24 protein-coding genes are annotated in these 23,364 nt (G+C 44.3%); 10 read left to right on the top strand and 14 right to left on the bottom strand.

The window, feature by feature from the left end; translation table 11 throughout:
- Positions 1-110: 110 nt before the first annotated feature.
- The 5 genes from ACE5CV_RS19075 (at position 111) to ACE5CV_RS19095 (ending at position 6,045) form a co-directional block, all read left to right on the top strand.
- A complete protein-coding gene (locus ACE5CV_RS19075) occupies positions 111-923 on the top strand; it encodes a hypothetical protein (protein WP_374951796.1) in 813 nt (270 codons plus the stop codon).
- A 174-nt stretch (positions 924-1,097) separates the two neighbouring features.
- On the top strand, positions 1,098-3,944 hold the full coding sequence (gene uvrA, locus ACE5CV_RS19080; protein WP_374951797.1) for an excinuclease ABC subunit UvrA: 2,847 nt from the start codon (positions 1,098-1,100) through the stop codon (positions 3,942-3,944).
- A gap of 53 nt (positions 3,945-3,997) precedes the next feature.
- Positions 3,998-4,249, top strand: a complete 252-nt coding sequence (locus ACE5CV_RS19085; protein WP_374951798.1) for a type II toxin-antitoxin system Phd/YefM family antitoxin — start codon at positions 3,998-4,000, stop codon at positions 4,247-4,249.
- The gene (locus ACE5CV_RS19090) at positions 4,246-4,500 is read left to right on the top strand and encodes a Txe/YoeB family addiction module toxin (protein ID WP_374951799.1); all 255 of its coding nucleotides are present in this window, start codon (positions 4,246-4,248) and stop codon (positions 4,498-4,500) included. Before ACE5CV_RS19085 ends, ACE5CV_RS19090 begins: the two co-directional genes overlap by 4 nt.
- 39 nt (positions 4,501-4,539) lie before the next feature.
- Complete coding sequence (locus tag ACE5CV_RS19095; RefSeq protein ID WP_374951800.1) at positions 4,540-6,045, top strand: NAD(P)H-hydrate dehydratase; 1,506 nt, start codon at positions 4,540-4,542, stop codon at positions 6,043-6,045.
- Between the two features lie 232 nt (positions 6,046-6,277).
- On the opposite strand, the gene ACE5CV_RS19100 is transcribed toward ACE5CV_RS19095, so the two are convergent.
- The 3 genes from ACE5CV_RS19100 to lipA are packed head-to-tail and all read right to left on the bottom strand — an operon-like array spanning position 6,278 to position 8,589.
- Positions 6,278-7,126, bottom strand: a complete 849-nt coding sequence (locus ACE5CV_RS19100) for an anti-sigma factor domain-containing protein (RefSeq protein ID WP_374951801.1) — start codon at positions 7,124-7,126, stop codon at positions 6,278-6,280.
- A gap of 4 nt (positions 7,127-7,130) precedes the next feature.
- On the bottom strand, positions 7,131-7,682 hold the full coding sequence (locus tag ACE5CV_RS19105; protein ID WP_374951802.1) for an RNA polymerase sigma factor: 552 nt from the start codon (positions 7,680-7,682) through the stop codon (positions 7,131-7,133).
- A 25-nt stretch (positions 7,683-7,707) separates the two neighbouring features.
- Positions 7,708-8,589 (bottom strand): lipoyl synthase, encoded by an 882-nt coding sequence (lipA, locus tag ACE5CV_RS19110; RefSeq protein WP_374951803.1) that lies wholly within the window; start codon positions 8,587-8,589, stop codon positions 7,708-7,710.
- A 248-nt stretch (positions 8,590-8,837) separates the two neighbouring features.
- Here lipA and ACE5CV_RS19115 point away from each other — a divergent pair, with 248 nt between their 5' ends.
- Entirely contained in the window at positions 8,838-9,971 is a 1,134-nt protein-coding gene (locus ACE5CV_RS19115; RefSeq protein WP_374951804.1) for a lactonase family protein, read from the top strand.
- A gap of 99 nt (positions 9,972-10,070) precedes the next feature.
- Here the strand turns inward: ACE5CV_RS19115 and ACE5CV_RS19120 are convergent, their stop codons facing one another.
- From ACE5CV_RS19120 to ACE5CV_RS19140, 5 genes are all read right to left on the bottom strand, one after another.
- Positions 10,071-10,565, bottom strand: a complete 495-nt coding sequence (locus ACE5CV_RS19120; RefSeq protein WP_374951805.1) for a hypothetical protein — start codon at positions 10,563-10,565, stop codon at positions 10,071-10,073.
- A gap of 63 nt (positions 10,566-10,628) precedes the next feature.
- Positions 10,629-11,777 carry an N-acetyl-alpha-D-glucosaminyl L-malate synthase BshA gene (bshA, locus tag ACE5CV_RS19125; RefSeq protein ID WP_374951806.1) on the bottom strand — a complete coding sequence of 383 codons (1,149 nt, stop codon included), beginning with the start codon at positions 11,775-11,777 and terminating at the stop codon, positions 10,629-10,631.
- A 193-nt stretch (positions 11,778-11,970) separates the two neighbouring features.
- Entirely contained in the window at positions 11,971-12,183 is a 213-nt protein-coding gene (locus ACE5CV_RS19130) for a hypothetical protein (RefSeq protein WP_374951807.1), read from the bottom strand.
- A 282-nt stretch (positions 12,184-12,465) separates the two neighbouring features.
- Positions 12,466-12,693 carry a hypothetical protein gene (locus ACE5CV_RS19135; protein ID WP_374951808.1) on the bottom strand — a complete coding sequence of 76 codons (228 nt, stop codon included), beginning with the start codon at positions 12,691-12,693 and terminating at the stop codon, positions 12,466-12,468.
- 116 nt (positions 12,694-12,809) lie between these two features.
- Positions 12,810-13,496 (bottom strand): SIMPL domain-containing protein, encoded by a 687-nt coding sequence (locus ACE5CV_RS19140; RefSeq protein WP_374951809.1) that lies wholly within the window; start codon positions 13,494-13,496, stop codon positions 12,810-12,812.
- 226 nt (positions 13,497-13,722) lie between these two features.
- On the opposite strand from ACE5CV_RS19140, the gene ACE5CV_RS19145 reads away from it, so the two are divergent.
- Complete coding sequence (locus tag ACE5CV_RS19145) at positions 13,723-14,499, top strand: SDR family oxidoreductase (RefSeq protein ID WP_374951810.1); 777 nt, start codon at positions 13,723-13,725, stop codon at positions 14,497-14,499.
- On the opposite strand, the gene ACE5CV_RS19150 is transcribed toward ACE5CV_RS19145, so the two are convergent.
- The 6 genes from ACE5CV_RS19150 to ACE5CV_RS19175 all read right to left on the bottom strand — a co-directional run bounded on the left by ACE5CV_RS19150 (position 14,500) and on the right by ACE5CV_RS19175 (position 18,572).
- Positions 14,500-14,706, bottom strand: a complete 207-nt coding sequence (locus tag ACE5CV_RS19150; protein ID WP_374951811.1) for a hypothetical protein — start codon at positions 14,704-14,706, stop codon at positions 14,500-14,502.
- A 1-nt stretch (position 14,707) separates the two neighbouring features.
- On the bottom strand, positions 14,708-15,484 hold the full coding sequence (locus ACE5CV_RS19155) for a DUF3667 domain-containing protein (protein ID WP_374951812.1): 777 nt from the start codon (positions 15,482-15,484) through the stop codon (positions 14,708-14,710).
- Between the two features lie 11 nt (positions 15,485-15,495).
- Complete coding sequence (locus tag ACE5CV_RS19160; RefSeq protein WP_374951813.1) at positions 15,496-15,693, bottom strand: hypothetical protein; 198 nt, start codon at positions 15,691-15,693, stop codon at positions 15,496-15,498.
- Positions 15,694-15,910: 217 nt separating this feature from the next.
- Complete coding sequence (locus ACE5CV_RS19165; protein ID WP_374951814.1) at positions 15,911-16,306, bottom strand: VOC family protein; 396 nt, start codon at positions 16,304-16,306, stop codon at positions 15,911-15,913.
- A gap of 108 nt (positions 16,307-16,414) precedes the next feature.
- Positions 16,415-18,055, bottom strand: coding sequence for a M28 family metallopeptidase (locus ACE5CV_RS19170; protein ID WP_374951815.1), 1,641 nt, complete (start codon positions 18,053-18,055; stop codon positions 16,415-16,417).
- A 160-nt stretch (positions 18,056-18,215) separates the two neighbouring features.
- A complete protein-coding gene (locus tag ACE5CV_RS19175) occupies positions 18,216-18,572 on the bottom strand; it encodes an endonuclease domain-containing protein (protein ID WP_374951816.1) in 357 nt (118 codons plus the stop codon).
- A 336-nt stretch (positions 18,573-18,908) separates the two neighbouring features.
- Here ACE5CV_RS19175 and ileS point away from each other — a divergent pair, with 336 nt between their 5' ends.
- From ileS to ACE5CV_RS19190, 3 genes are read left to right on the top strand one after another with little or no spacing between them, the layout of a single operon-like run.
- Complete coding sequence (gene ileS, locus ACE5CV_RS19180) at positions 18,909-22,313, top strand: isoleucine--tRNA ligase (RefSeq protein ID WP_374951817.1); 3,405 nt, start codon at positions 18,909-18,911, stop codon at positions 22,311-22,313.
- Positions 22,314-22,697, top strand: a complete 384-nt coding sequence (locus ACE5CV_RS19185; RefSeq protein WP_374951818.1) for a TraR/DksA family transcriptional regulator — start codon at positions 22,314-22,316, stop codon at positions 22,695-22,697.
- A complete protein-coding gene (locus tag ACE5CV_RS19190; protein WP_374951819.1) occupies positions 22,698-23,303 on the top strand; it encodes a lipoprotein signal peptidase in 606 nt (201 codons plus the stop codon).
- The last annotated feature ends 61 nt before the right edge of the window (positions 23,304-23,364 follow it).

Raw genomic sequence — 23,364 nt, forward strand, 5'->3', positions numbered from 1 at the left:
ATTAAGTAAAACAAGCCATGAGTTAAAAACATTTACCAAGCTGTTTAAACATTTTTAACCTCCGGCCATATCGTACCAGATTTGAGTATTAAACATAAACTCAAATCATCATGAAAACATTTTGTACAACCAACTGGCTGATAAGCATAGCGCTTACCGGTTTACTTTTACTAACAGGCAGCAACATAGCAACGGCCCAGACGGACACTATCCGGTTAAAGGATAAAGGCTTAAACACAGCTACCTTAAAGCCGGGGTTGCGCCAATACCTGGTGTATTTCCAGATGCCCAAAAGCCCCAAAACTTTACGATTTTGGCTTTGGCTGCGCGATACCAAGGTAGAAAACCGCAACGGCGAAAAGCTATTTGTCACCACACAACATTGGTATGGCAGCGATACTATCAGTTACCGGTCGGCCTACTCTGTTAACCGCCAGGCCGATTTTAGCCCGGTATACCACTCTGAAACTGTGGCCGGCAAAAACAAAGCTTATAACTGGGGCGCAACCAAAATTATAAGCGCCGATACAGTAAGCAACAACTCGCTCAAAAATTTTACGCTGGATTTTACCACGCCTAATTATAACTGGAACCTTGATATAGAAACCTTTGAAATGCTGCCGCTGGCGGCGGGCAAAATATTTGCCATCAATTTTTACGATGCCGGGATAGGCAAACCAGATTATATAATTTACAAGGTGAGTGGCAGCGAGGTGATCACCACCTATGATAACCAAAAGATAGATTGCTGGAAACTCGCTAACGAAAGCGAGTTCAGGGGCCAAAAGGCATATCAAACGTTCTGGATCAGTAAAAAAAATCACGAATTTTTAAAGGAAGAAGACAGTTTTCCGGGTGGGTACCGGTATAAAATAAAATTGCCGGCTACTGCCAACGGATTGCTTAGCCGCTTTGCTAATTAAGCGTACTGCCGGCAACTTCGTTAACATGCGTTAGAAAATTTATATTAAAGGCTGAATCTGTAAGCCAGCTAACTGTATGAATGCCCGTTGGTTTTGCGTATATTTGCGAACTTTTTTAGTATTAATGCAGCCGGGTAAAACCAAGCTGCATTTTACTTGTTTTTTGCAGAATATATGATTGAAAAACCATTAGACCTGGGCGAGCAAAGTGAAGTTGAAGTGTACGGTGCCCGGGTACATAATTTAAAAAATATCGATGTCTCTTTTCCGCGCAATAAGCTGGTTGTTATAACCGGGCTAAGCGGCAGCGGGAAATCGTCACTGGCGTTTGACACCATCTACGCCGAGGGGCAGCGCCGATACATGGAAACTTTTTCGGCTTACTCGCGCCAGTTTATGGGCGGCATGGAACGGCCGGATGTTGATAAGGTATCGGGCCTGAGCCCGGTTATCGCTATTGAGCAAAAAACTACCAGTAAAAATCCACGCAGTACGGTAGGTACCATTACCGAGATCTACGATTTTATGCGTTTACTTTTTGCCCGCGCAGGCGATGCCTACAGCTACACTACCGGCGAGAAAATGGAGCGCATGAGTGAGGATCAGATCCTGCGTACTATTTTTGAAAAGTTTGACGGGCAACCCGTAAACATATTGGCCCCGGTTGTAAAAGCCCGTAAAGGCCACTACCGCGAGCTGTTTGAGCAGATCCGTAAGCAGGGTTACCTGAAGGTGTACATAGACGGTGCTATTGCTGATGTAGAACCAAAAATGCAGGTAGACCGCTACAAGATCCATGATATTGATATTGTGGTTGACCGTTTGGTGGTAAGCGAGGCGGACAGCAAAAGGCTTTACACATCGCTGCAATCTGCATTAAAAATCTCTAAAGGTATTATCCGTATTGCCGATAAAGACAACAACGTAGCGTACTTCAGCAAGTTTTTGATGGACCCGGTATCGGGTATATCTTATGACGAGCCGCAGCCCAACACCTTCTCTTTCAACTCGCCTTATGGTGCCTGCGAAAAGTGCAACGGCCTGGGTTATATTTTTGAAGTAGACGAGGCTTCGGTTATCCCTAACCCAAAATTAAGTATCATGAACGGCGGACTTGCCCCTATCGGCGAGTATCGCGAAACATGGATCTTCCAGGTGTTAAAAGCACTGGCTAAAAAATATGATTTCAGCTTAAGCACCCCAGTAGAAAAGCTGACACGGGAGCATTTAGACATGATCTTGAACGGCTCGCCGGATATGATCAGCGTGGCGGTGGAGTACAATAAATGGAATGTGCAAAGTTACCAGATCACATTCGACGGTATTATCCGTATGCTGGAAGAGCAGCAGGAGCGCCGTAATGATGAGGGGATGGACGATATGGAAAACTATCGTGTTTTGCGCACCTGCCCTGTTTGTAACGGCGCCCGTTTAAAAAAGGAGTCGCTGCATTTCAAGGTAGACGGCAAAAACATCTTTGAACTGGCCACCATGGATATCACCTCACTTAATACGTGGTACGATGGATTGGAAAACCGGTTAAATGAGCGCCAAAATGTTATTGCGAAAGAGATCTTAAAAGAGATCCGTGCGCGCATCGGCTTTTTGCTGGATGTGGGGTTAAGTTATTTAACCCTGGACCGTACGGCAAAAACCCTGTCCGGCGGCGAGGCACAGCGGATCCGTTTAGCTACGCAGATAGGCTCGCAGTTGATGAATGTAATGTACATTTTAGATGAACCCAGCATCGGCCTGCACCAGCGAGATAACGAGCGTTTAATTAACGCGCTTAAAAACCTGCGCGATCTGGGTAACACCGTACTGGTTGTTGAGCACGATAAGGATATGATACTGGAAGCCGACCATGTCATAGATATGGGCCCGGCTGCAGGTGTACATGGCGGCCAGGTGGTAGCCCAGGGCACCCCTGCAGAATTAATGGCTTACCATACCCTTACTACATCTTACATCAATGGCGAGCGCGAAATAGCCATACCTAAAAAGCGCCGTGAAGGCAATGGCAAAACTTTGTCGCTAAAAAAAGCTACCGGCCATAATTTAAAGAAGGTTTCTGTAGATTTCCCGCTTGGAAAACTGATCGGTGTAACCGGGGTATCGGGCAGCGGTAAATCAAGCCTGATCACCGAGACCTTGTACCCTATACTGAACCATCACTTCTTCCGGGCTAAAAAACACCCGCTGCCTTATGATAAAATTGTTGGGCTGGAACATATCGATAAAGTGATCGAGATCGATCAGACACCTATTGGCCGTACACCCCGTTCTAACCCAGCTACTTACACAGGTGTATTTTCTGATATCCGTAACCTGTTTGTGGCTTTGCCGGAGTCGCGTATTCGCGGATACAAACCGGGCCGCTTTTCATTCAACGTAAAAGGCGGCCGGTGCGAAACCTGCCAGGGTGCCGGTCAAAAGGTGATAGAGATGAACTTTTTACCGGATGTACAAGTACCTTGTGAAGAATGCGGGGGCCGCAGGTACAATCGCGAAACGCTGGAAGTGCGCTACCGTGGCAAATCCATCAGCGATGTGCTGGATATGAGCATTGAAGATGCTACACCGTTTTTTGAGCACATTCCGGCTATCTACCGTAAGGTGAAAACCTTGTTTGATGTGGGGCTTGGTTACATTACCCTGGGGCAGTCGTCAACCACCCTGTCAGGTGGCGAGGCGCAGCGTGTTAAACTGGCTACAGAGCTCTCTAAAAAAGACACCGGCAACACCTTTTACATACTGGATGAGCCTACAACAGGCCTACATTTCGAAGATATTAACGTGCTTCTGGGCGTGATCAATCAACTGGTGGACAAAGGTAATACCGTATTGGTTATTGAGCACAACCTTGATGTAATTAAGGTGGTAGACCACGTGATAGACCTGGGCGTTGAGGGTGGAACTGGTGGTGGCAAGATCCTTTACAGTGGGACACCCGAAGGTTTATGCAAAGTAAAGGAAAGTTTTACGGGCCAGTTTTTGAAAAAGGAAATGGGGATAAAATAAATTACATGTACAGAAAGTTGTACATGTAATTTAAAGTACTTATCTTCATATTTATGATAACTACCTACACAGATTTCCGTCAGCGGCTTAAGTTATATCTTGATCAGGTACGCAACAGTCATACCCCTCTTTTCGTGACAAGCGCAAATGGAGATGATGTTGTAGTACTTTCTAAAGCTGATTACGAAAGCATGGAAGAGACCTTTTATTTATTAAAAAGTCCAAAAAACGCAGCTCGCTTATTGCAGGGAATAGAAGATTATGAAAAAGGGTTGGCTAAAGAAAGAAGCCTGACAAAAGAATGAAAATAGTTCTTTTGGACCAGGCCTGGGAAGACTATTTGTACTGGCAATCTGTAGACAAATCTACCTTAAAAAAAATTAATGCCTTGGTTAAAGAGATTGAGAGAGTGCCTTTTGAAGGTAGCGGTAAACCAGAACCTCTTAAACATAATCTTGCAGGTTGGTGGTCGCGCCGGATAAATTTAGAACACAGAATAGTTTACAAGATAGATAACGATGCAATTGTAATTCTGCAGTGCCGTTATCACTATTAATAACAAAACAATTGTTCAATATCCTACCTTTAGCACTATATGCTGCCTTTATTGATTGCCCAACAAATCCGCGAAGCGGATGCATACACAATTGCCAACGAGCCCATAAGTTCTGTTGATTTGATGGAACGCGCCAGCAAGGCGTTTGTGGGCTGGTTCATCAACCACTACCCGGATAAAAACCAATCGATCTCGGTATACTGCGGAACGGGCAACAATGGTGGCGACGGGCTGGCAATTGCCCGTATCCTGTCCGATCATGGTTACTGCAACTTAACCGTTAAGATCATCCGCTTTAGCAATAAGGCCACAAACGATTTCACAGTCAATCTTTCCCGGCTAACAAACACAGGTATCCCGATCATCGAATTAACTCAAGACAGCAAACCACCGGCAGAAACAGCGGATATCATTATCGATGCCATGCTGGGCAGCGGGCTGAACAAACCCTTGGCCGGCGACTATAAAGCACTCGTAAACCATCTAAATGATCTTAAAAAAACAGTTGTAGCTGTTGATGTGCCAACCGGTTTTTTAACCGATGGCGAAATTGCCAAGGATGCTACTGTTTTACGGGCCGATCTGGTCATAACATTCCAACAGGCTAAGCTTAATTTGCTGTTGCCGGAATCGGCACCATATGTTGATTGTTGGGAAGCGGTTGATATCGGCTTAAGTAAAGATTTTTTAGATACCGTTACGACACCATATTACTTTGTTGAACCCAAAGATATTACCCGGATTTTTAAGCCGAGGCATAAATTTAGCAACAAAGGCACCTACGGCCATGCCCTGATAATTGCCGGTAAGGACGAAACTATGGGCGCTGCCTTGTTATCCGCTTCGGCATGTGCGCACGCCGGGGCAGGCTTAACTACAGCATGCATTCCAAAAAGCGGACTGGTTGCACTAAATAGCTCCATGCCGGAGGTAATGGCCGTTGTTAGGAATAATGATGAAGTTCCCGAAATTCAATGGGATAAATTTAACAGCGTTGGCATCGGCCCTGGTTTGGGCAAAGAGGCGGCTGTTTTAAAATTGTTGGAATCAGTAATCAATAACTTTCAAAAGCCCATAGTAGTTGATGCCGATGCACTCAATTTATTGGCAGAAAATCCCCATTTGGTTGTTCAACTCCCGAAGGGTAGCATCCTGACGCCGCACATGAAAGAATTTGACAGGTTATTTGGAGCGCATACCAGTTGGTGGGGGCGCCTCCAAACTGCTAAAGCTAAAGCAGCTGAATTAAGTGTATGTATTGTTTTAAAAAACGATTACACCATAACGGCCACTCCAGAAGGGAAACTTTATTTTAATTCGACAAGTAACCCAGCAATGGCTACGGGTGGTATGGGCGATGTATTGACCGGTATCATTGCATCATTACTGGCACAAAAATATTCACCGCAGGACGCCTGTATATTGGGCGTTTACCTGCATGGAAAAGCCGGCGATGAACTGGCGTTAACCAACCGGTTGAATGTAGTGTTGCCTGGCAAAATCATCAATCAGCTGCCACATACCATGGCAAAATTAAAGGCATAAAAAAACGGCTGTAAGTATCAAACATCCGTCTTTCCTGATTAACTATTAACTGATCTTATAAAGAACTAAATACTTCTAACTAAGTACATATATGACGTGTCATACATATAATAGTTACATCAACAACGTTTTTTAATTTTGGTTTTACCCGATAACTAAAAATGCAGTGATAACAAAAGAGGCGATATGCATTTGCATATCGCCTCTCGCTTTATTTGTAAATAGCTGATTGTTATTTAGTACCGCCCATTACCACCATCTGATCAAGTGTTGGGCCTTTGCTGCCACCTGTAGGTTCTAAGGTCACCGCAAATGCATCGGCTGCTGCGATAGACTTCATCTCTTTAACAGATAGCGTATCCGGATTTGCTCCATCAAACACACCCATATCAACCGGCTTACCGCCTACAAGCGCCCACAACTGGTACTGATGGTCTTTATCATGATCGGGAAGTTTAAGGCTCTTCATATCCAGCACCACTTTTTTGGTTACCGGGCTCCAGGCAAGCGTAAGGGCCGATTGCGGCGACCTGGCAACACCCTTAAGGCGTAATATCTTGTAAGATGTATCGCGATAGATGTCCAGTTCGTCATCCATTACGTTTACCTGATTGGCGATTTTCTGTTTATCCAGCTGCATCGCCGTTAACTGTGTATTGGTATCCTGCAATTTGCTGTATAGGTTAACTATACCATAAATGCTGACCAGCAAAAGGGTTAAGCAGGCTGCAAAAGCGTATTTATAGAATGTAGTATTGCGTTTTGGCATAGCAACAACATTATCAACATCATCCTCAAATACCTCATCGCCGCTATGTTTGCGGGGCTTGGTAAAGATGCGGTCATCGCCCAGGTTAACAATCAGGCTGTTGATGACCTTGCCACGTAATTCTTCAGACGGTTCAACAGAATGCTCCTGCGCAAACGCTTCCATTGAAAGCTCTATCTCTGCAATTTCGTTCTTTATCTCAACGTTTCTGGCGGCCATCTCCTCCACCTGCAGCCTTTCATCCGGAGTAACTTCCCCCAGAACGTAAAGCTCCAAAATTCCCGATTCGATATATGCCTGTACGTTTTCCACTTTTTTAATTAAAATGTTTTCTCAGTTGCTGTATTGCCATTCTTAACCGCGTTTTAATGGTACCCAGCGGAACGCCGAGTTCATCGGCGGCTTCAACGTGGGTATAGCCTTTAAAATACACAAGGTCGAGGATAGACTTTTGCTCAGGTTTTAGGGTAGATACTAATTCCTTAATGCCCAGCAACTCAGGTTTATAAACTGTGTTCCTTTGTTCGTCTATGAAAGTTACGTTATTTTCAAGCTCCTGGTTTTTGTTTTGGTTCTTAAAATCTTTAGAACGTACCTTATCTATAGCGAGGTTACGCGCAATATTGACCATCCAGGTGAATAGACGGCCTTTTTCGCTGCTGTACCCCGAAAAGGAATGCCAAATTTTTACAAAGGTCTCTTGTAAAACGTCTTCGGCAACGGCTGTTTCGGTAATAATGCGGGATATAACACCAAATAACGAAGCAGAGTACATATCGTAAAGCGCTTCAACCGCAATTTTCTCGCGGTTGCGCAACGCCAGCACTAACTCTTCTTCTGATAATGATATTTTACGTTTTTTGCTCACCGGGGTGAAAGATAGAAAGGATTAATTACATTTCAAACAAATGCTTTTCGGCATGGTAAGACGAGCGTACCAGCGGGCCGCTTTCTACATATCTGAACCCTTTATTTAAACCCCATTCTTTGTAGCTGGCAAACTGATCCGGGTGGATCCAGTCTACTACCGGGTGATGGTTGCGTGTTGGCTGTAAGTACTGGCCAAGCGTTAAAATATGTACGCCGGCTTCAAGCAGGTCGTCCATGGCTTCCAGCACATCCTGCTCACGCTCGCCTAAGCCAAGCATTATGCCCGATTTTGTGCGCACACCGGCGTTAGATGTTATTCTTAACGCTTCTAGACTTCTATCGTATTTTGCCTGGATGCGCACTTCTTTGGTTAAGCGGCGTACGGTTTCAAGGTTGTGAGATACTACTTCGGGGCGGGTTTCCAGCACGCGCTCCAAATTAGGCCAAATGCCGCGGAAATCGGGCAGCAGGGTTTCTAAAGTAGTTTGCGGGCTTTCTCTGCGGATGGCGTTAATCGTTTCGGCCCAGATGATGGAGCCGCCATCCTTAAGGTCATCACGATCTACCGAGGTGATTACGCAATGCTTTACCTGCATAAGCTTCACCGAGTTTGCTACACGGTTGGGCTCGTCCATATCAACAGCCAGTGGCCTGCCCGTGGCAACTGCGCAAAAAGAGCAGGAACGGGTACAGATATTGCCCAGTATCATGAAAGTTGCCGTACCTGCACCCCAGCACTCGCCCATGTTTGGGCAATTACCGCTTTCGCAAATGGTATGCAGCTTGTGCTCATCAACCAACCCGCGAACGTGGGCATATTCTTTCCCTACAGGCAACCTCACCCTAAGCCAATCAGGCTTGCGTTGCGGCTGGTTACTCACTGGCACTACAGGCAATTCGATCATATTACAAAATTAGTTAAAATTGTTATAAAACTTACAGGCTGCAAAATGCTTACAGTGGTTTGACGGTAGCTAATCGATCCTGACTCAGTTATAAGAGTTACTAACAATCTACAGCAACTATTGCGCTATTTACCTTTAATATCATCTGTAAACCTTAAAGCTTACTCCACGTAATACACTCATTTAAAAAGTAGCTTCACCTTTTTAATCATTTTACTACCTTGCACTTGTAAACCAACGCTTAAATAATGAAAAACTTACTGTTAGCTGCATCGTTGCTAATTCCGGGTATGTTATTTGCCCAGAAAAAAGATATGACCCCGAAAACTTTCGACCTTGTTGTGGGCACTTACACCAGTGGCAGCAGTAAAGGTATTTCTGTATACCGTTTTTATGCCGAGACCGGCAAAACTGCTTACCTTAACAAGATTGACGACGTAAGTAATCCATCGTACCTGTGTGTGTCTGCCGATAATAAATTTGTTTATGCCGTTAACGAGGGTACGCAAGGCGAAGTAAGCGCTTTTAAATTTGATGCTAAATCCGGCGCCTTAACTTTTATCAACAAGGTATCTACCCTTGGCGCCGATCCGTGCTTTATATCGATAGATAAAGCTCAAAAAAGTTTGTTTGTTGCCAACTACAGCGGCGGCAACATTTGTGTGCTGCCCATCAATAAGGATGGTTCTATAGCACCGGCGGTGCAAACCATTCGCGATAGCGGCCATGCCCCAAATAAGGAGCGCCAGGAAAAGGCACACGTGCATACAACCGTGTTATCGCCCGATGAAAAGTACGTAATGTACACAGATCTGGGTACCGATAAACTAAACATTACCAGGTACAAAGCAGGCAAAGCAAGCCCGCTTACACCTGCCAACCCTGCATTTGTAAGTGTTGCACCGGGTGCAGGCCCCCGCCACATAGATTTTTCGGCAGATAAAAAAACCATGTACCTGATCACCGAAATGGGCAGCAGCGTTATCGCTTATGATTATAACGACGGTAAATTAAAGCAAAAGCAATCGGTAAGTTTATTGCCGGATGGTTTTACTGGTACAACAGGTGCAGCTGACATACATGTGGCGCCAAACGGCAAATTTTTATATGCCAGTAACCGTGGCGACGCCAACGACATTTCGGTTTTTGCTATCTCGCCAGAAAGCGGTATGCTCACCTTTATTGAACGCAAGCCAAGTCAGGGTTTAGGGCCGCGCAACTTCGCCATTGACCCAACAGGCAGTTTCCTGTTAGTTGCCAACCAACGCAGCGACACCATACATACTTACCGCATTGACAAAAATACCGGCAAACTTACCGATGCTTATTACAAGATAGAGATTGGCAACCCGGTTTGCTTAAAGTTTGTACCGGCGCAATAGAGAGGAGTAAACTCAAAGCCGAGTTAGCTATAAAGTAAAAGTCCTTATAAGATGTACTTATAAGGACTTTTACTTTTACGTCTTTATTTTAAATTTACCTTATTGTGCTTTGGTAAAGTTGTAAACCACATAGCCTGTACCGTTACCTACTGCAACCGGCGATTGTAAGGTCATAGTGGCATCGCTAACGTTGGTCACCACTAAACGGTAACCTTCCTGTACATTTTTAGCTTTATCACCCTCGTATAATTTTTTGAATTGAAACTGGGTGTTCGCGCCCGCCTCGTTGAATACCGACCAAAAGATGGTTTGTGACGCGCCGCTGTTTAAGGTATAGACACCGTTACCACTGTTGGTCAGTTTCCATACGCTGCCCACAAATGCGCTTGGTGCAGCCTGATCAAATACGTTTTGTACAGCGTTTGGCACCAGGCCGTCATAACTAACGTTGGTAAGGTTCCAGGTACCAACAAATTTACCGCGGGATACCGTCATGGCCGATGAGCCCGATGATGCGTTTTTAGTAGTTGAACAAGCCGATAAAACGAAAGTAACGGCTAAAATTGCAAGGGTAGTTTGAAATATTTTTTTCATGGTTTGTTGTGTATTATTTTGAGTTGTAATAACACAAACCACGCCAAATTGTTACAATAATATTTATGCGCCTAGCTGTTCCTGTTTGCTTTGTTCTATTATCTCTTTATAATAGTTTTCATACTCAGGCATAATGTTAGACAGTTCAAAGTTTTTAGCATGTGCCAGCGCAGCTTCTTTAAAAGTTTGCAACCGTTCTTCATCCTCTAAAATATATACGGCACGCTCGGCCATACCGTCAACATCGCCAACATCTTTTAAAAATCCGGTAACTCCTTCTACGTTCAGTTCAGGCAGCCCGCCGGTGTTTGTGCTTACAACAGGCACCTTGCAAGCCATAGCCTCTAAAGCAGCCAAACCGAAACTTTCTGATTGTGAAGGCATCAGGAACAGATCAGATACAGACAGGATCTCTTCTATCGCGTCCTGCTTGCCTAAAAAGCGCACATGCTCGGCTATGCCCAGCTCCCGGCTCAGCTTTTCACAGCCAGATCGTTCGGGTCCGTCGCCCACCATCAGTAATTTCGCCGGGATCTTTTCCAAAACCTTAGCGAATATGCGCACCACATCGTCCGTATTTTTTACCTTACGGAAGTTGGAGGTATGCGCCAGTACCCGCTCGCCATTTGGGGCAATCGCTTTTTTAAAGTGATCTTTGGGCTTCAGGCTAAAACGGTTCAGGTCGATAAAGTTGGGGATCACCTTGATATCCTTCTCTATCTTAAAATATTTGTAGGTATCGCGCTTTAAATGTTCAGAAACAGCGGTTACCCCGTCGGATTTGTTGATGGAGAATGTAACCACCGGTTTATAGGTACTATCCTGCCCAACAAGGGTAATATCGGTACCGTGTAGTGTTGTAATTACCGGGATGCTGATACCATAAGTAAGCAGGATCTGTTTTGCCATAAAAGCGGCAGAGGCGTGCGGGATAGCGTAATGCACATGCAGTACATCCAGTTTTTCAAAACGCACTACATCAACCAGGCGGCTTGCCAGGGCAAGCTCATAAGGCGGATAATCAAATAAAGGATAGTTAGATACGGCAACCTCGTGATAAAAAAGGTTCTCCGAAAAAAAATCCAACCGGGCGGGCTGGTTATAGGTCACAAAGTGAACCTGGTGCCCGCGGTCTGCAAGGGCTTTACCTAATTCGGTGGCAACAACCCCGCTTCCGCCAAAGGTAGGATAACAAACTATTCCTATTTTCATTACAGTGTGATACGTGTTAAGGCTCTTACCGTGTTAACTTATTCAACGCCTGTAAAAGCATGCAAGTTTAACAGCAATTTATTGCAAATGTGTTAGCCCTATGTAAAATGATTGTTGTGCCGACGGAGGAGATGCGGCAGGCAAATGACGGGGTTAAATCGGCTTTTAAGAATAGCAGCCCGATAACAGCCTATTAGTTCGCGCCCGCCAGCAGCTTAATTAACGATGCATCTAACATACTGTTGATGATATGCAGGGTTGTACTTGTTTTAGGCGACTTTTGCAGATCATGGCTGTAAACAATATGATCTACCCCCAGCACTTTTAAAAGGCTATCGGCTTTAACATTCTCTGCTTTTTTGTAAAGGCAAATTTTGATGTTCTTATAAAAGGTATTGGTTTGCAACGACGAAGCGTTTTTTCCAGATTATCGCCCATGTGCGCATGATCAAAAAAGATCACATCGGGCTTTAATTCATGTATATTGGGAAATATGGTACTTGTTGCCGATACGTGTTTTACATTATCATAGCCGGCCAATAACTGACCGGGAAAAACCTCGGGTGCTAACAAAAGCACTTTTTTGGAACGCGTACGTATCATGCTTAACTAATTTGGGGACGTAAAAATAAAAAGTAAATTTTATTTCGTCAATACCCCAAATTAGTAAATAGCATTTATTTACCTGTTACTGAACAGGTTTGGTTTTAGTAGTATCGCGACCGGTTGGGTCGGCGTTACCCTTATAGGTAGTATCCTTTGCCGAGTCGGCACTCATCGTTTCTGCAGGGACGCCGGTACCTGCTTTAGCGCTGGTATCGGTAGAGCCACCAAGGGTTGCATTTTCGCGGCCTTTGCAGGCGGCAAGTGATCCGGTTATCAGCACAATGGCTGCAAAATATTTAAAAGCTTTCATGGCCAGTTTTATTAGTGTTTAATAAATAACATGGCGGCTCCTGTAAAGTTTGGGGCAAAACAAAAACAGCGGGCCTGCCCAGGGGCAGGTCCGCTGTTTTAATATGCTAATGTTTGTTATTTTATTTCAAACACAGCCTGAATCTGAAAACTCAGCTTAATTTTTTTAAAGTCGATGTCTGACTCAGGCGCCGCATCGGCACTCATTGCTTTAGACATGTACATTACATTACGCGGCGACGGGAAACTGCTGTTATCGTTTTCGGTAATATTTAATGCGCCACCCAACTTATCACCCAGGCCGGCTACTAAAAAAGCTGCTTTATCGCGTGCTGCCAATAATGCTTTTAATTTTAAATCATTCTTTACGGAATTGATCTTTGAGTAATCGTAGCTATCGATATTGGTAGACTGGATTCCCTTTGCATCAACCTTGCTCAATATCTGGTCAAACTTGTTCAGGTCACGAAACTTGATGCCGTATTGCTTACTGGCCAAAAAGTCGGGGTTTTTCTTTTTTTCAGTAGCATAGTTCCATGATGACAAGCTGTTAACGGTAAAATCTTCTTTAGCTATACCAGCTTCGGCCACAGCTTTTTCCAGCTGCTTTTCCAGCGTGCTGATGGCAACTTTTGTTTTGCCGTTCATATACTCCTTTAATGAGATAGAAACGTTAATAATATCTGGGGTCACCTCTTGCTCGGCAATACCGGTAACTTCAATTTTACGGCGCAAATCGGCATTTTGAGCAAAGGCCCCAAATGATGATGCAACTAAAGCGGCTATAACGAATAATTTTTTCATAAGTATTTTAATATGTAAGTATGATAACATTACGGGCTGATAGTTTAATTTGAAACAGCCCATAAATGCAAATGTGTAACCGCTAAACCACACCGCTGTTTTTAATATGTTGATAATAAGCCTAAAGGCTTCATTTTAAGCCGGATAATATTTTTTAATAAATATCACTATTGCCTAATTTAGCACCAGCAACCCAACAATCAATAAGCCGGGCTGTTAGTTGATTATGGATTTAAAACTGACCGGTAAAGTGGCCGTTGTACTGGCCGCCAGTAAAGGATTGGGCAAGGCGGTTGCTATGGCCTTATCGCAAGAAGGTGCTAATGTAATCATTGGATCGCGTGATGAAGAGGAATTGAAAAAAACTGCCGCCGAGATCACAGCGGCGACAGGTAACCAAGTGACAGCCATCACGGTGGATGTGAGTGATGCTAACCAACTGAGCAGTTTCATAACCAAAGCTGCGCAAGTATTTGGCGGGATAGACATTCTTTTGAATAATGCGGGAGGCCCACCGTTTGACCGCTTCGAGAATTTTGAGGACGAGCAATGGCAAAAGGCGTTTGAACTGAACCTGCTAAGCTTTGCACGTACAAGCAAACAAGTGCTACCTTACATGCAAAAAGCGGGCAGCGGCCGGATAATTAATATCATTAGCGGGTCGGTTAAGGCAGTACTGGAAAATTCAGTATTGTCTACCGCTATGCGGATGGGCGTAGTGGGTATGGCAAAACTAATGGCCGATGAGTATGGCCCCTATAACATCACCGTAAATAATGTTGCACCGGGATTGATCCTGACCGAGCGGATTAAACATACGCTGCCGACAGACGTTAACCCGGAAAAGGCGATGGAAGAAAAGGCGCAAAAGATACCGTTACGGCGGATAGGTAAGCCCGAAGAACTGGCTGCGCTGGTTGCCTTCCTGGCATCAGACCAGGCATCGTACATCAGCGGGACCACTATACAGGTTGATGGCGGCGCTAACCGGGCAATTATGTGATCAGGCAACCCTACGCCCGCGGCGGATTTCGCGGCTATAGTGCAATATCCCTAAAAAGGCGCCGCCGGCTATGCCGCCGGCAAAGCCCTGAAAGAAATCGGCTTTGCTTGTTCCGTGCAGCACGGGCACAAAAGTAAACAGCGTAAACATGATCGCTGCCACTATCAACGCGACAACGGCGATCAGAAAACGGGTTTTGTTCGTCATATCAAAACGTATACATAATCTTTAGTGCATTGGCAAAGCCATGTACATTCTGGTTATCGAGCATCTTGTTATCAAAAAGTAAGTAAAGTTGAAGAAAGCCATCCATCAGGTAAAAAATATTTACCATTACTATAACCGCAACTATATAGCCTGGCCGACTTTTGGCTAATACCAGGCTACCATGCCACATAATGATCAGGTAAGTGATGATGATAAGCGCATTATCGATAAAACTCTTATGGGTAATAAACAAAAAGTAGAACGGGATCACAAATATGCGGACGGTATAGGTAAAGCCAATGCAAAAAAGCATAAACACAGTCACTTCTGCCAGGTTAAACCGTTTGTAAAATACTGCCCACAGTAATAAAGCTTCGACAGGAAGTAACATCAGGGCGCGATATTTAACCATGTGGTACATGGCCCGCCCAAATTCGTTATGCATGTTGGTTACCTTGTCCTCGTAATCAAAAACATGTGGATACAGATAAGCCAAAATACCCGCTGTAACTAAAAAGAACAGCACGGGGCTAAAATACTTTTTGCGCTGACCGTTAAAGTAACCCTGGTAAACACTGGTGGGATGCAAAAAAAGATCTTTGATCAAACGCAGGATGCCTTTATCGGTATGGGTAAAAACGTGCCACACCTCATGGAACAATTCATGCAGGGTTAACCGGTGTACGCCGGCTTTCTGCCCGCATTCGTGGCAATGCTTACCGGTAAGAAATGTATCGCAGTTACTGCAATGGGTATGGACTACTGCTGTATGAGACATTGTAGCGGAAGTTACACTTTTTTCTTTTTAAAATCGTTAATCAAAACCATTACAATGCTAATTATACCGGCAACCATTAAACCAATACCGCCGCCCTGGAAAATATCGCGTGCTTTAGAATTATTGATGACCGGGAACGCCATTGAAGCTGCAAACAGTATTACCCCTAACAGCAGCATTATTACCGTGCGCTTTACTTGTGGATTCATGCCTGCAAATTAGCAGAATTAGCAATAAGTTGAGCGCGCTATTTCTCGTGAAATAATCACTGATGACTGTTGACTTAAAGTAATTATTCCCAAAAGGAGTGTTAACCCTGTACTTTTATAAGCATCTGATTAACAATTGATTATCGCGCATTAAAGAAAAAAGTGTAAACCTTTGTTAACCTTTATTACAGTTTAGGTGCAATAACCCAACGACACACTACATGTGGAACACGTTGAACTTATGCCCATCCGGATCTGCAAAACCGAAACCGTAGTAGTTATTGCCAAAAGCTTTAGGTTCGCTAAATATGGTGCCGCCGGCATTGCGCACTTCTTCGGCCCATTGGTCGGCTTCTTCTTTGCTATCAGCCCACAGGCTGAACATGATCTCGTTACTTTTTGTCAGATCTGTTAGTTCGCCCTCAAACGATTGTTTAAGGAAATTGGCTTCAAAAAAGTGTATGGCAAAATCATTTCCAAATAAAAAGCTGGTAAGCTGGTCGCCACCGTTGTCATGGTCTTCGTTAGACTTGATCCCTAATTTTGTGTAGAACTCACGGGTACGGCTTACGTCCTTAACGCCCAGGTTAGCCCAAATTTGTTTCGGTTGCATGATGGAATAAATTGGTTGATACTTAATTAACGCTGAGATAAAGGATATGTTTACTTCAATAAAGTAAACAGGTGGTCGGTAATATACCAGACCACCTGTTGCATAACTTTATTTCCTCATAGCTTTATCTCTTATCGCCTTAAACTCCGATCCGGCTTTCCAACTAGGGAAGGTGGTTTCATTGCTCAATTTTACTCCCATTTTAAACATCAGGTCGGCGGTTTGGGCCATCCCCATGGTATTCATGTCGGATGTGTAGCTGTCTGATGGTTGGTGATAGCGTTTTTCATTATACTCCTTCAGTTTGGCTTTGCCCCAGGCCTCATCGTGCCCAACAGCCGTGGCGCCGTTATGCAGATCGATAGCCGGTACACCTACCTTGGCAAAGTTAAAATGATCTGACCGGTAGTAACTGCCGGAGCTTGGTTTGGTATCGCCAACAACCGTCCAGCCCATTGGTTTGGTTAACTCCAGTACATAATCATCCAGGTCGTTCTGGCCCTTGCCGGTGATAGAAAAGTCGGTTGTTTCGCCAAAGTCCGATAAAGCATCCAGGTTTAGATCGGCTACTGTTTTGTTAAGCGGATAAATAGGGTGCGTGCCATAATACTCAGATCCTAAAAGGCCCTGCTCCTCGGCCGTAACGCTTAAAAATACGATGGAGCGTTTTGGCTTTTCTTTTGCAGCTACAAACTTTTTGGCAATGGCCAGTATCGCGGCTACCCCGCTGGCATTGTCAACAGCACCGTTGTAAATACTATCGTTACCAACAGGTTTGTTAATGCCGAAGTGGTCCCAATGCGCACTGTACAGCACATATTCATTAGGCGTTGTAGTACCCTTCAAGGTAGCCACAACATTGTGCGACATAGCATATTTCAACTTAGTGGTTAATGCCAGCGATACCTCGCTATTGAGTGGTACCGCTTTGAAATTCTTTTTACGCGCGTAGGCCCGCATGTCTTCAGTGATGCCTGCACCGGCCAAAAGTTTTTTAGCAACATCCTCACTAATCCATCCTTCTACCTGGCAGCGGTTCATGTGCTTATCGGCCTGCTGTAAGTATAGTTTTGATCCTGAGAAGCTATTTTGGATTACCTGCCAGCCGTAGCTGGCCGGTTCGGTTTGATGCACAATGAGTACCCCGGCGGCACCCTGACGGGCAGCTTCTTCATACTTATAGGTCCAACGGCCATAGTAGGTCATGGTATCGCCCTTAAAAAATTTCTCCGGCGCCTGGAAACCGGGGTCGTTAACCAGTACCACCACTGTTTTGCCTTTCACATCCAGCCCGGCGTAATCGTTCCACTTGTATTCCGGCGCTACAATGCCGTAACCGGCAAACACCAGCGGTGAGTTTTTGAGATTGATGGCCGGCACCTCGCGTCGGGTTGAAGCCACAAAATCGACACCCGGTTTTATGGTCATGGCCGTTTTACCGGTCAGCTGCATATCGGCTGCTGTTGACTTGATCTCTACCATGGGTACGTCCTGGTAGTAGCTGCCCTTATTGCCGGGCTCCAAACCAAGCTTTTTGAATTGGGCGGCTATGTAGGCAATCGTTTTCTCTTCGCCCACTGTAAAAGGCTTGCGGCCTAAAAGCGAATCATTAGCCAACACGGCAATGTGCTGTTTAATATCAGCAGCCAGGGCAGTATCGGTTGCAGTGGCCGTTTCTTTTTTAGAGTTAGATGAGCAGCTTGCCAAAACAGCAAGACCGGCAACGGCAATAAGGTTGGTAAATTTCATTGAAGCAAAAGTTAGTTTACCAAATATATAAAAATCAAAGACAACTCACCCCGACGCGGCTCCGCCCGTCGACCCTCTCTTCGCTGCGCGGAAAGAGGGTGAAAAAAAACTCCCCGCTTTGCGCAGCAGAAAGGGGTTGGGGGTGAGTCAAATTTCTGGTTTATAAATGCCCTGCTATTTTACGCAACACTTCATGTAAATCACTTTCAATTTCTTTATTGGTGAAGCGTAATACGGTAGATCCTAAAGCTTTCAACACCTCGTCTCTATTCCTGTCGTATTGTTGCTTATAAATATGGATCGGCCCGTCTGCTTCTATAGCTAATTTAGCTTCATGACAGTAAAAATCCGGAATGTAATAAATGTTTCTGCTAAAACTTGATAATGCGCAGATAGGATGCTGTCTTAAAAACTTTTTACCTTGCAATTTTCTATTCCGCAAAGCCTCCCATAATACTAATTCTACAGGCGTTTGACGCTTTCTTAATTCACGGCATAATTCTGTAATAGATGGCATTGTTAAAATTATAAAAAAATCTGATGCAAAAGCCTGCCGTCAACTCACCCCGACGCGGCTTCGCCCGTCGACCCTCTCTTCGCTTCGCGGAAAGAGGGTTAAAACCCCCCCCCTCTTTGCGCAGCATAGAGGGGTCGGGGGTGAGTCCAATCGCCGGTTTACAAATTATCACAGAGCAAAACTTCACTCAATTTAAACAAGACATTAAATCTCTGTGACCTTTGTAACCTATCACTGCATCGTGTGTTGTTAATATAATCCAGCCATGCAATTCACTCCTTTTTTAATATAAAATTCCGTATTTTTGCAACCTTTAAAATTGAGGCGAACATATTGATGTACAAGGAATATAAACAGTTAAACTTATCTGAAACAGGCAAGGAAGTGCTGGATTTCTGGAAGCAGAACGGCATATTTGAAAAAAGTATCAGCAGCAGGCCTGCAAGTAAACCATACACGTTTTACGAAGGCCCGCCAAGCGCCAATGGCATGCCCGGTATTCATCATGTTATGGGCCGCAGCATCAAGGATATTTTTTGCCGTTACAAAACCCTTAAAGGTTACCAGGTAAAGCGTAAAGGCGGCTGGGATACCCACGGCCTTCCTATAGAATTGGCTGTAGAAAAATCGTTAGGCATCACTAAAGACGATATTGGTAAAAAGATTACCGTTAAGGAATATAATGACGCCTGCCGCAAAGAGGTAATGCGCTATACCGACGTTTGGAACGACCTGACCGAAAAGATGGGCTACTGGGTTGACCTGGATAACCCTTACGTTACTTACGAGAACGAATACATTGAAAGCCTTTGGTGGATCCTGAAGGAGCTTTACAACAAAGACCTTTTGTACAAAGGTTACACCGTACAACCCTACTCGCCAAAATCTGGCACCGGCTTGAGCTCGCATGAGCTGAACCAACCGGGTACTTACAAAATGGTGAAGGATACTACTGTAACGGGGCAGTTTAAGATTAAAAGAGATAAAGATTCTGAGTTTCTGTTTAATGGTGTTGATACCGATATTTATATATTGGCTTGGACAACTACACCTTGGACATTGCCTTCAAATTGTGCTTTAGCTGTTGGTCCGAATATTAGATATGTCAAATTAAAAACTTTTAATCAATATACTGGAACACCTGTAACTGTAATACTGGCGGATGCTTTGGTTCAAAAGGTAGCTGGAAATAACGTTGTTCCAACCTTAGATGGTTTAGAATTTGATCCGAAGAATAAAATGCAGCCTTATGCTTTCGATAGAAAGGGGCTTTCAACAGGATATATTTCAGGTAGCGAGTTAGTAGGTATTCACTACGAGCAATTAATGCCATACGTAACCAATGCCGACCTGGAAGAAAACGCTTTCCGTGTTATTCCTGCTGATTTTGTTACTACCGAAGATGGTACCGGAATAGTACACACCGCTTCTGTTTTTGGCGCGGATGACTTTAGGGCATGTAAAGAGAACAATGTGCCGTCGGTAATGGTGAAGGACGAGGCAGGCAAAGAAGTTCCGCTGGTGAACAAACAGGGCCGCTTTGTTGATGAAGTGACCGATTTTGCAGGCCGCTATGTAAAAGAAGAATATTACAGCAACGAGGAGCGCGCAGAGGAAGGTTTTAAACCAACAGACGTACTCATTTCTATCAAATTAAAGACAGAGAACAAAGCGTTCGATGTAAAAAAATACGAACACAGTTATCCACACTCCTGGCGCAGTGATGAACCTATACTTTACTATCCGCTGGATAGTTGGTTTATCCGCACCACCGCTGTAAAAGATAAACTGGTTGCACTGAACAAAACCATCAACTGGAAACCTGAAAGTACCGGCACAGGCCGCTTTGGTAACTGGCTGGAGAACCTGGTCGATTGGAACCTTTCGCGTTCGCGCTATTGGGGTACCCCGCTGCCTATCTGGCGTGAGGAAGATGGTACCGAAGAAAAATGTATTGGCTCTATTTCCGAGTTGAATGCTGAAATAGAAAAATCTATCGCCGCGGGCTTTATGCCGGCCGGCTTTAAGTTAGAGGATATGCACCGCCCTTATGTAGATGATGTGATCCTTACATCGGCCGCAGGCAACAAAATGATCCGCGAGACCGACCTGATAGATGTTTGGTTTGATAGCGGTGCTATGCCTTATGCGCAGTGGCATTTCCCTTTCGAAAACAAAGAGGAATTCCAAAATGCATACCCTGCCGACTTTATTGCCGAAGGTGTTGATCAAACCCGCGGCTGGTTCTTTACGCTACACGCCATTGCGGTAATGCTGAGCGAAGCCAGTGACGAGGTAAAGGCCGTTAACCAACTGGTAGGCAACAAGGGTGTCGCGTTTAAAAACGTGGTAAGTAACGGTTTGGTGCTGGATAAGAACGGTAACAAAATGTCTAAACGTTTAGGCAACGGTATCGATCCGTTCGAAACTATCAGCAAGTTTGGTGCAGATGCCGCCCGATGGTACATGATCAGCAATGCCGCGCCGTGGGACAATCTTAAATTTAACATTGAAGGTTTAGACGAGGTGCGCCGCAAATTCTTCGGTACGCTTTACAACACCTACTCATTTTTTGTACTGTATGCCAACATTGATAAATTCAAGTACGAAGAGGCGGAGATAGCCATTGATCAGCGCCCCGAGCTGGACCGCTGGATCATATCCTTATTAAATACCCTGAGTAAAGAAGTTGACGCGTTTTACGCTGATTTTGAACCTACCAAAGCTGCACGGGCTATTCAGGAATTTGTGGATGCGCACTTTAGCAATTGGTATATCAGGTTGAGTCGTCGCCGTTTCTGGAGGTCGGATAATTCAGACGATAAGCTATCGGCTTACCAAACGCTTTACACCTGCCTCATCACTATCAGCAAATTAATGTCGCCTATCGCGCCGTTCTTTGCAGAGCGTTTATATACCGATTTGAACAGTGTAACCGGTAAAGAGGAATTTGAATCGGTACACCTGGCCTATTATCCGGAGTATCACAACGATTTAGTGGATACAGCTTTAGAAGAGCGTATGCAAATGGCGCAGGACATTTCCTCGCTAGTGTTATCGCTGCGTAAAAAGATAGAGATTCCGGTACGCCGCCCGTTAAGCAAGATCTTGCTACCTATTCTTGATCCAAACTTTAAAGAGCAGATTGAAAAGGTAAAAGAACTCATCCTGTCTGAAACCAACATAAAAGGCATCGAATATATTACCGATACTGCAGGCTTCATTAAAAAGAAGATCAAACCAAACTTTAAAGCACTTGGTGCCAAAGTAGGTAAGGATATGAAGGTGGTTGCAGAAGAGATTGGTAAACTAACTCAGGATGATATAGCGAAGTTAGAGAATGAGGGCAGTTTACAACTACTCACCACTCACCACTCACTACTCACCAGTGATGTCGAGATCATAGCAGAAGATGTACCGGGCTGGCAAGTTGCAAACCTGGGCAAACTAACTGTTGCTTTAGATGTTACCCTAACCAACGAATTAAAACAAGAGGGAATATCCCGCGAGTTGATAAACCGTATACAAAACCTGCGTAAGGCTAAAGAATTTGAAGTTACCGACCGGATTACCGTCCGCGTTAGCGACCACGAATATATTGCCGAAGCAGTTAAAAATAATTTATCCTACATTTGCGCCGAAATTTTAGCTGATACACTAATCCTTGACAACCAGCTGGTTAATGGCGACAAAGTAGAGATTGATGGAAATGAAATTATAATAGCTATTAGTAAAAGTTAAATGAGCACAGAAACACAAAAAACGAGATATTCAGACTCGGAATTAGTTGAATTTAAAGAACTGTTATTAGAAAAGTTACGCAGCTCTAAAGAAGAGTTGAATGCACTGGCTACCTCACTTAGCTCGCCAAATGCAAACGGAACTGATGATACAGCCGGCACTTACAAAACACTGGAGGACGGATCTGCAACTTTAGAGAAGGAACAGATAAACCAACTGGCGGCACGTCAGAAAAAGTTTATTGAGCAGTTAGAGGCTGCGCTGGTACGTATTGAAAATAAAACTTATGGTATTTGCCGCGAAACCGGTAAACTGATCCCTAAGGAACGTTTACGCGCTGTACCGCACACCACCTTAACTATGGAAGCTAAATTAAAGCAATAAATGAAGGCAGCTTACACTAAACCTTTTTTAACTGCTGCAATCATTATTCTGCTTGACCAGGTTATCAAAATCTGGGTGAAAACACACATGCAACTTGGCGAAGAAATTCACCTGCTGGGCAACCGTGGCATGCTGCATTATACCGAAAACAACGGTATGGCTTTTGGTATGGAGTTAGGTGGCGATATGGGTAAACTGGTTTTAACACTTTTCCGTATCGTAGCGGTATGTGGTATTACCTATGCATTGTTGTACCTGATCAAACATAAGTATCATCGCGGATTAATTATGGTAGTAGCGTTGATTCTTGCAGGTGCAATAGGTAATATTATCGACTCGGCATTTTATGGTGTTATATATAATTACGCGCCATTATTTCATGGCCGTGTGGTAGATATGTTTTATTTCCCTTTATTATCCGGCATTTTCCCTAAATGGGTACCCATATGGGGAGGACAAGATTATATCTTCTTCCGCCCGGTGTTCAACCTGGCAGATTCGGCCATCTCCGTAGGGGTAATTTTGATCTTGCTTAATCAAAACCGTTACTTTAAACAGGAAACGATAGAAGAAGCCAGCCCAAACAGCGAAATGGTTGAAGAATAACGAACCATTTATCGCTTAAATATTCAAAGCCTTCCCAATTAACCGGGGAGGCTTTTTTTAT

Origin of the sequence: Mucilaginibacter sp. (assembly GCF_964263795.1) — a bacterium.
GTDB lineage: Bacteria > Bacteroidota > Bacteroidia > Sphingobacteriales > Sphingobacteriaceae > Mucilaginibacter.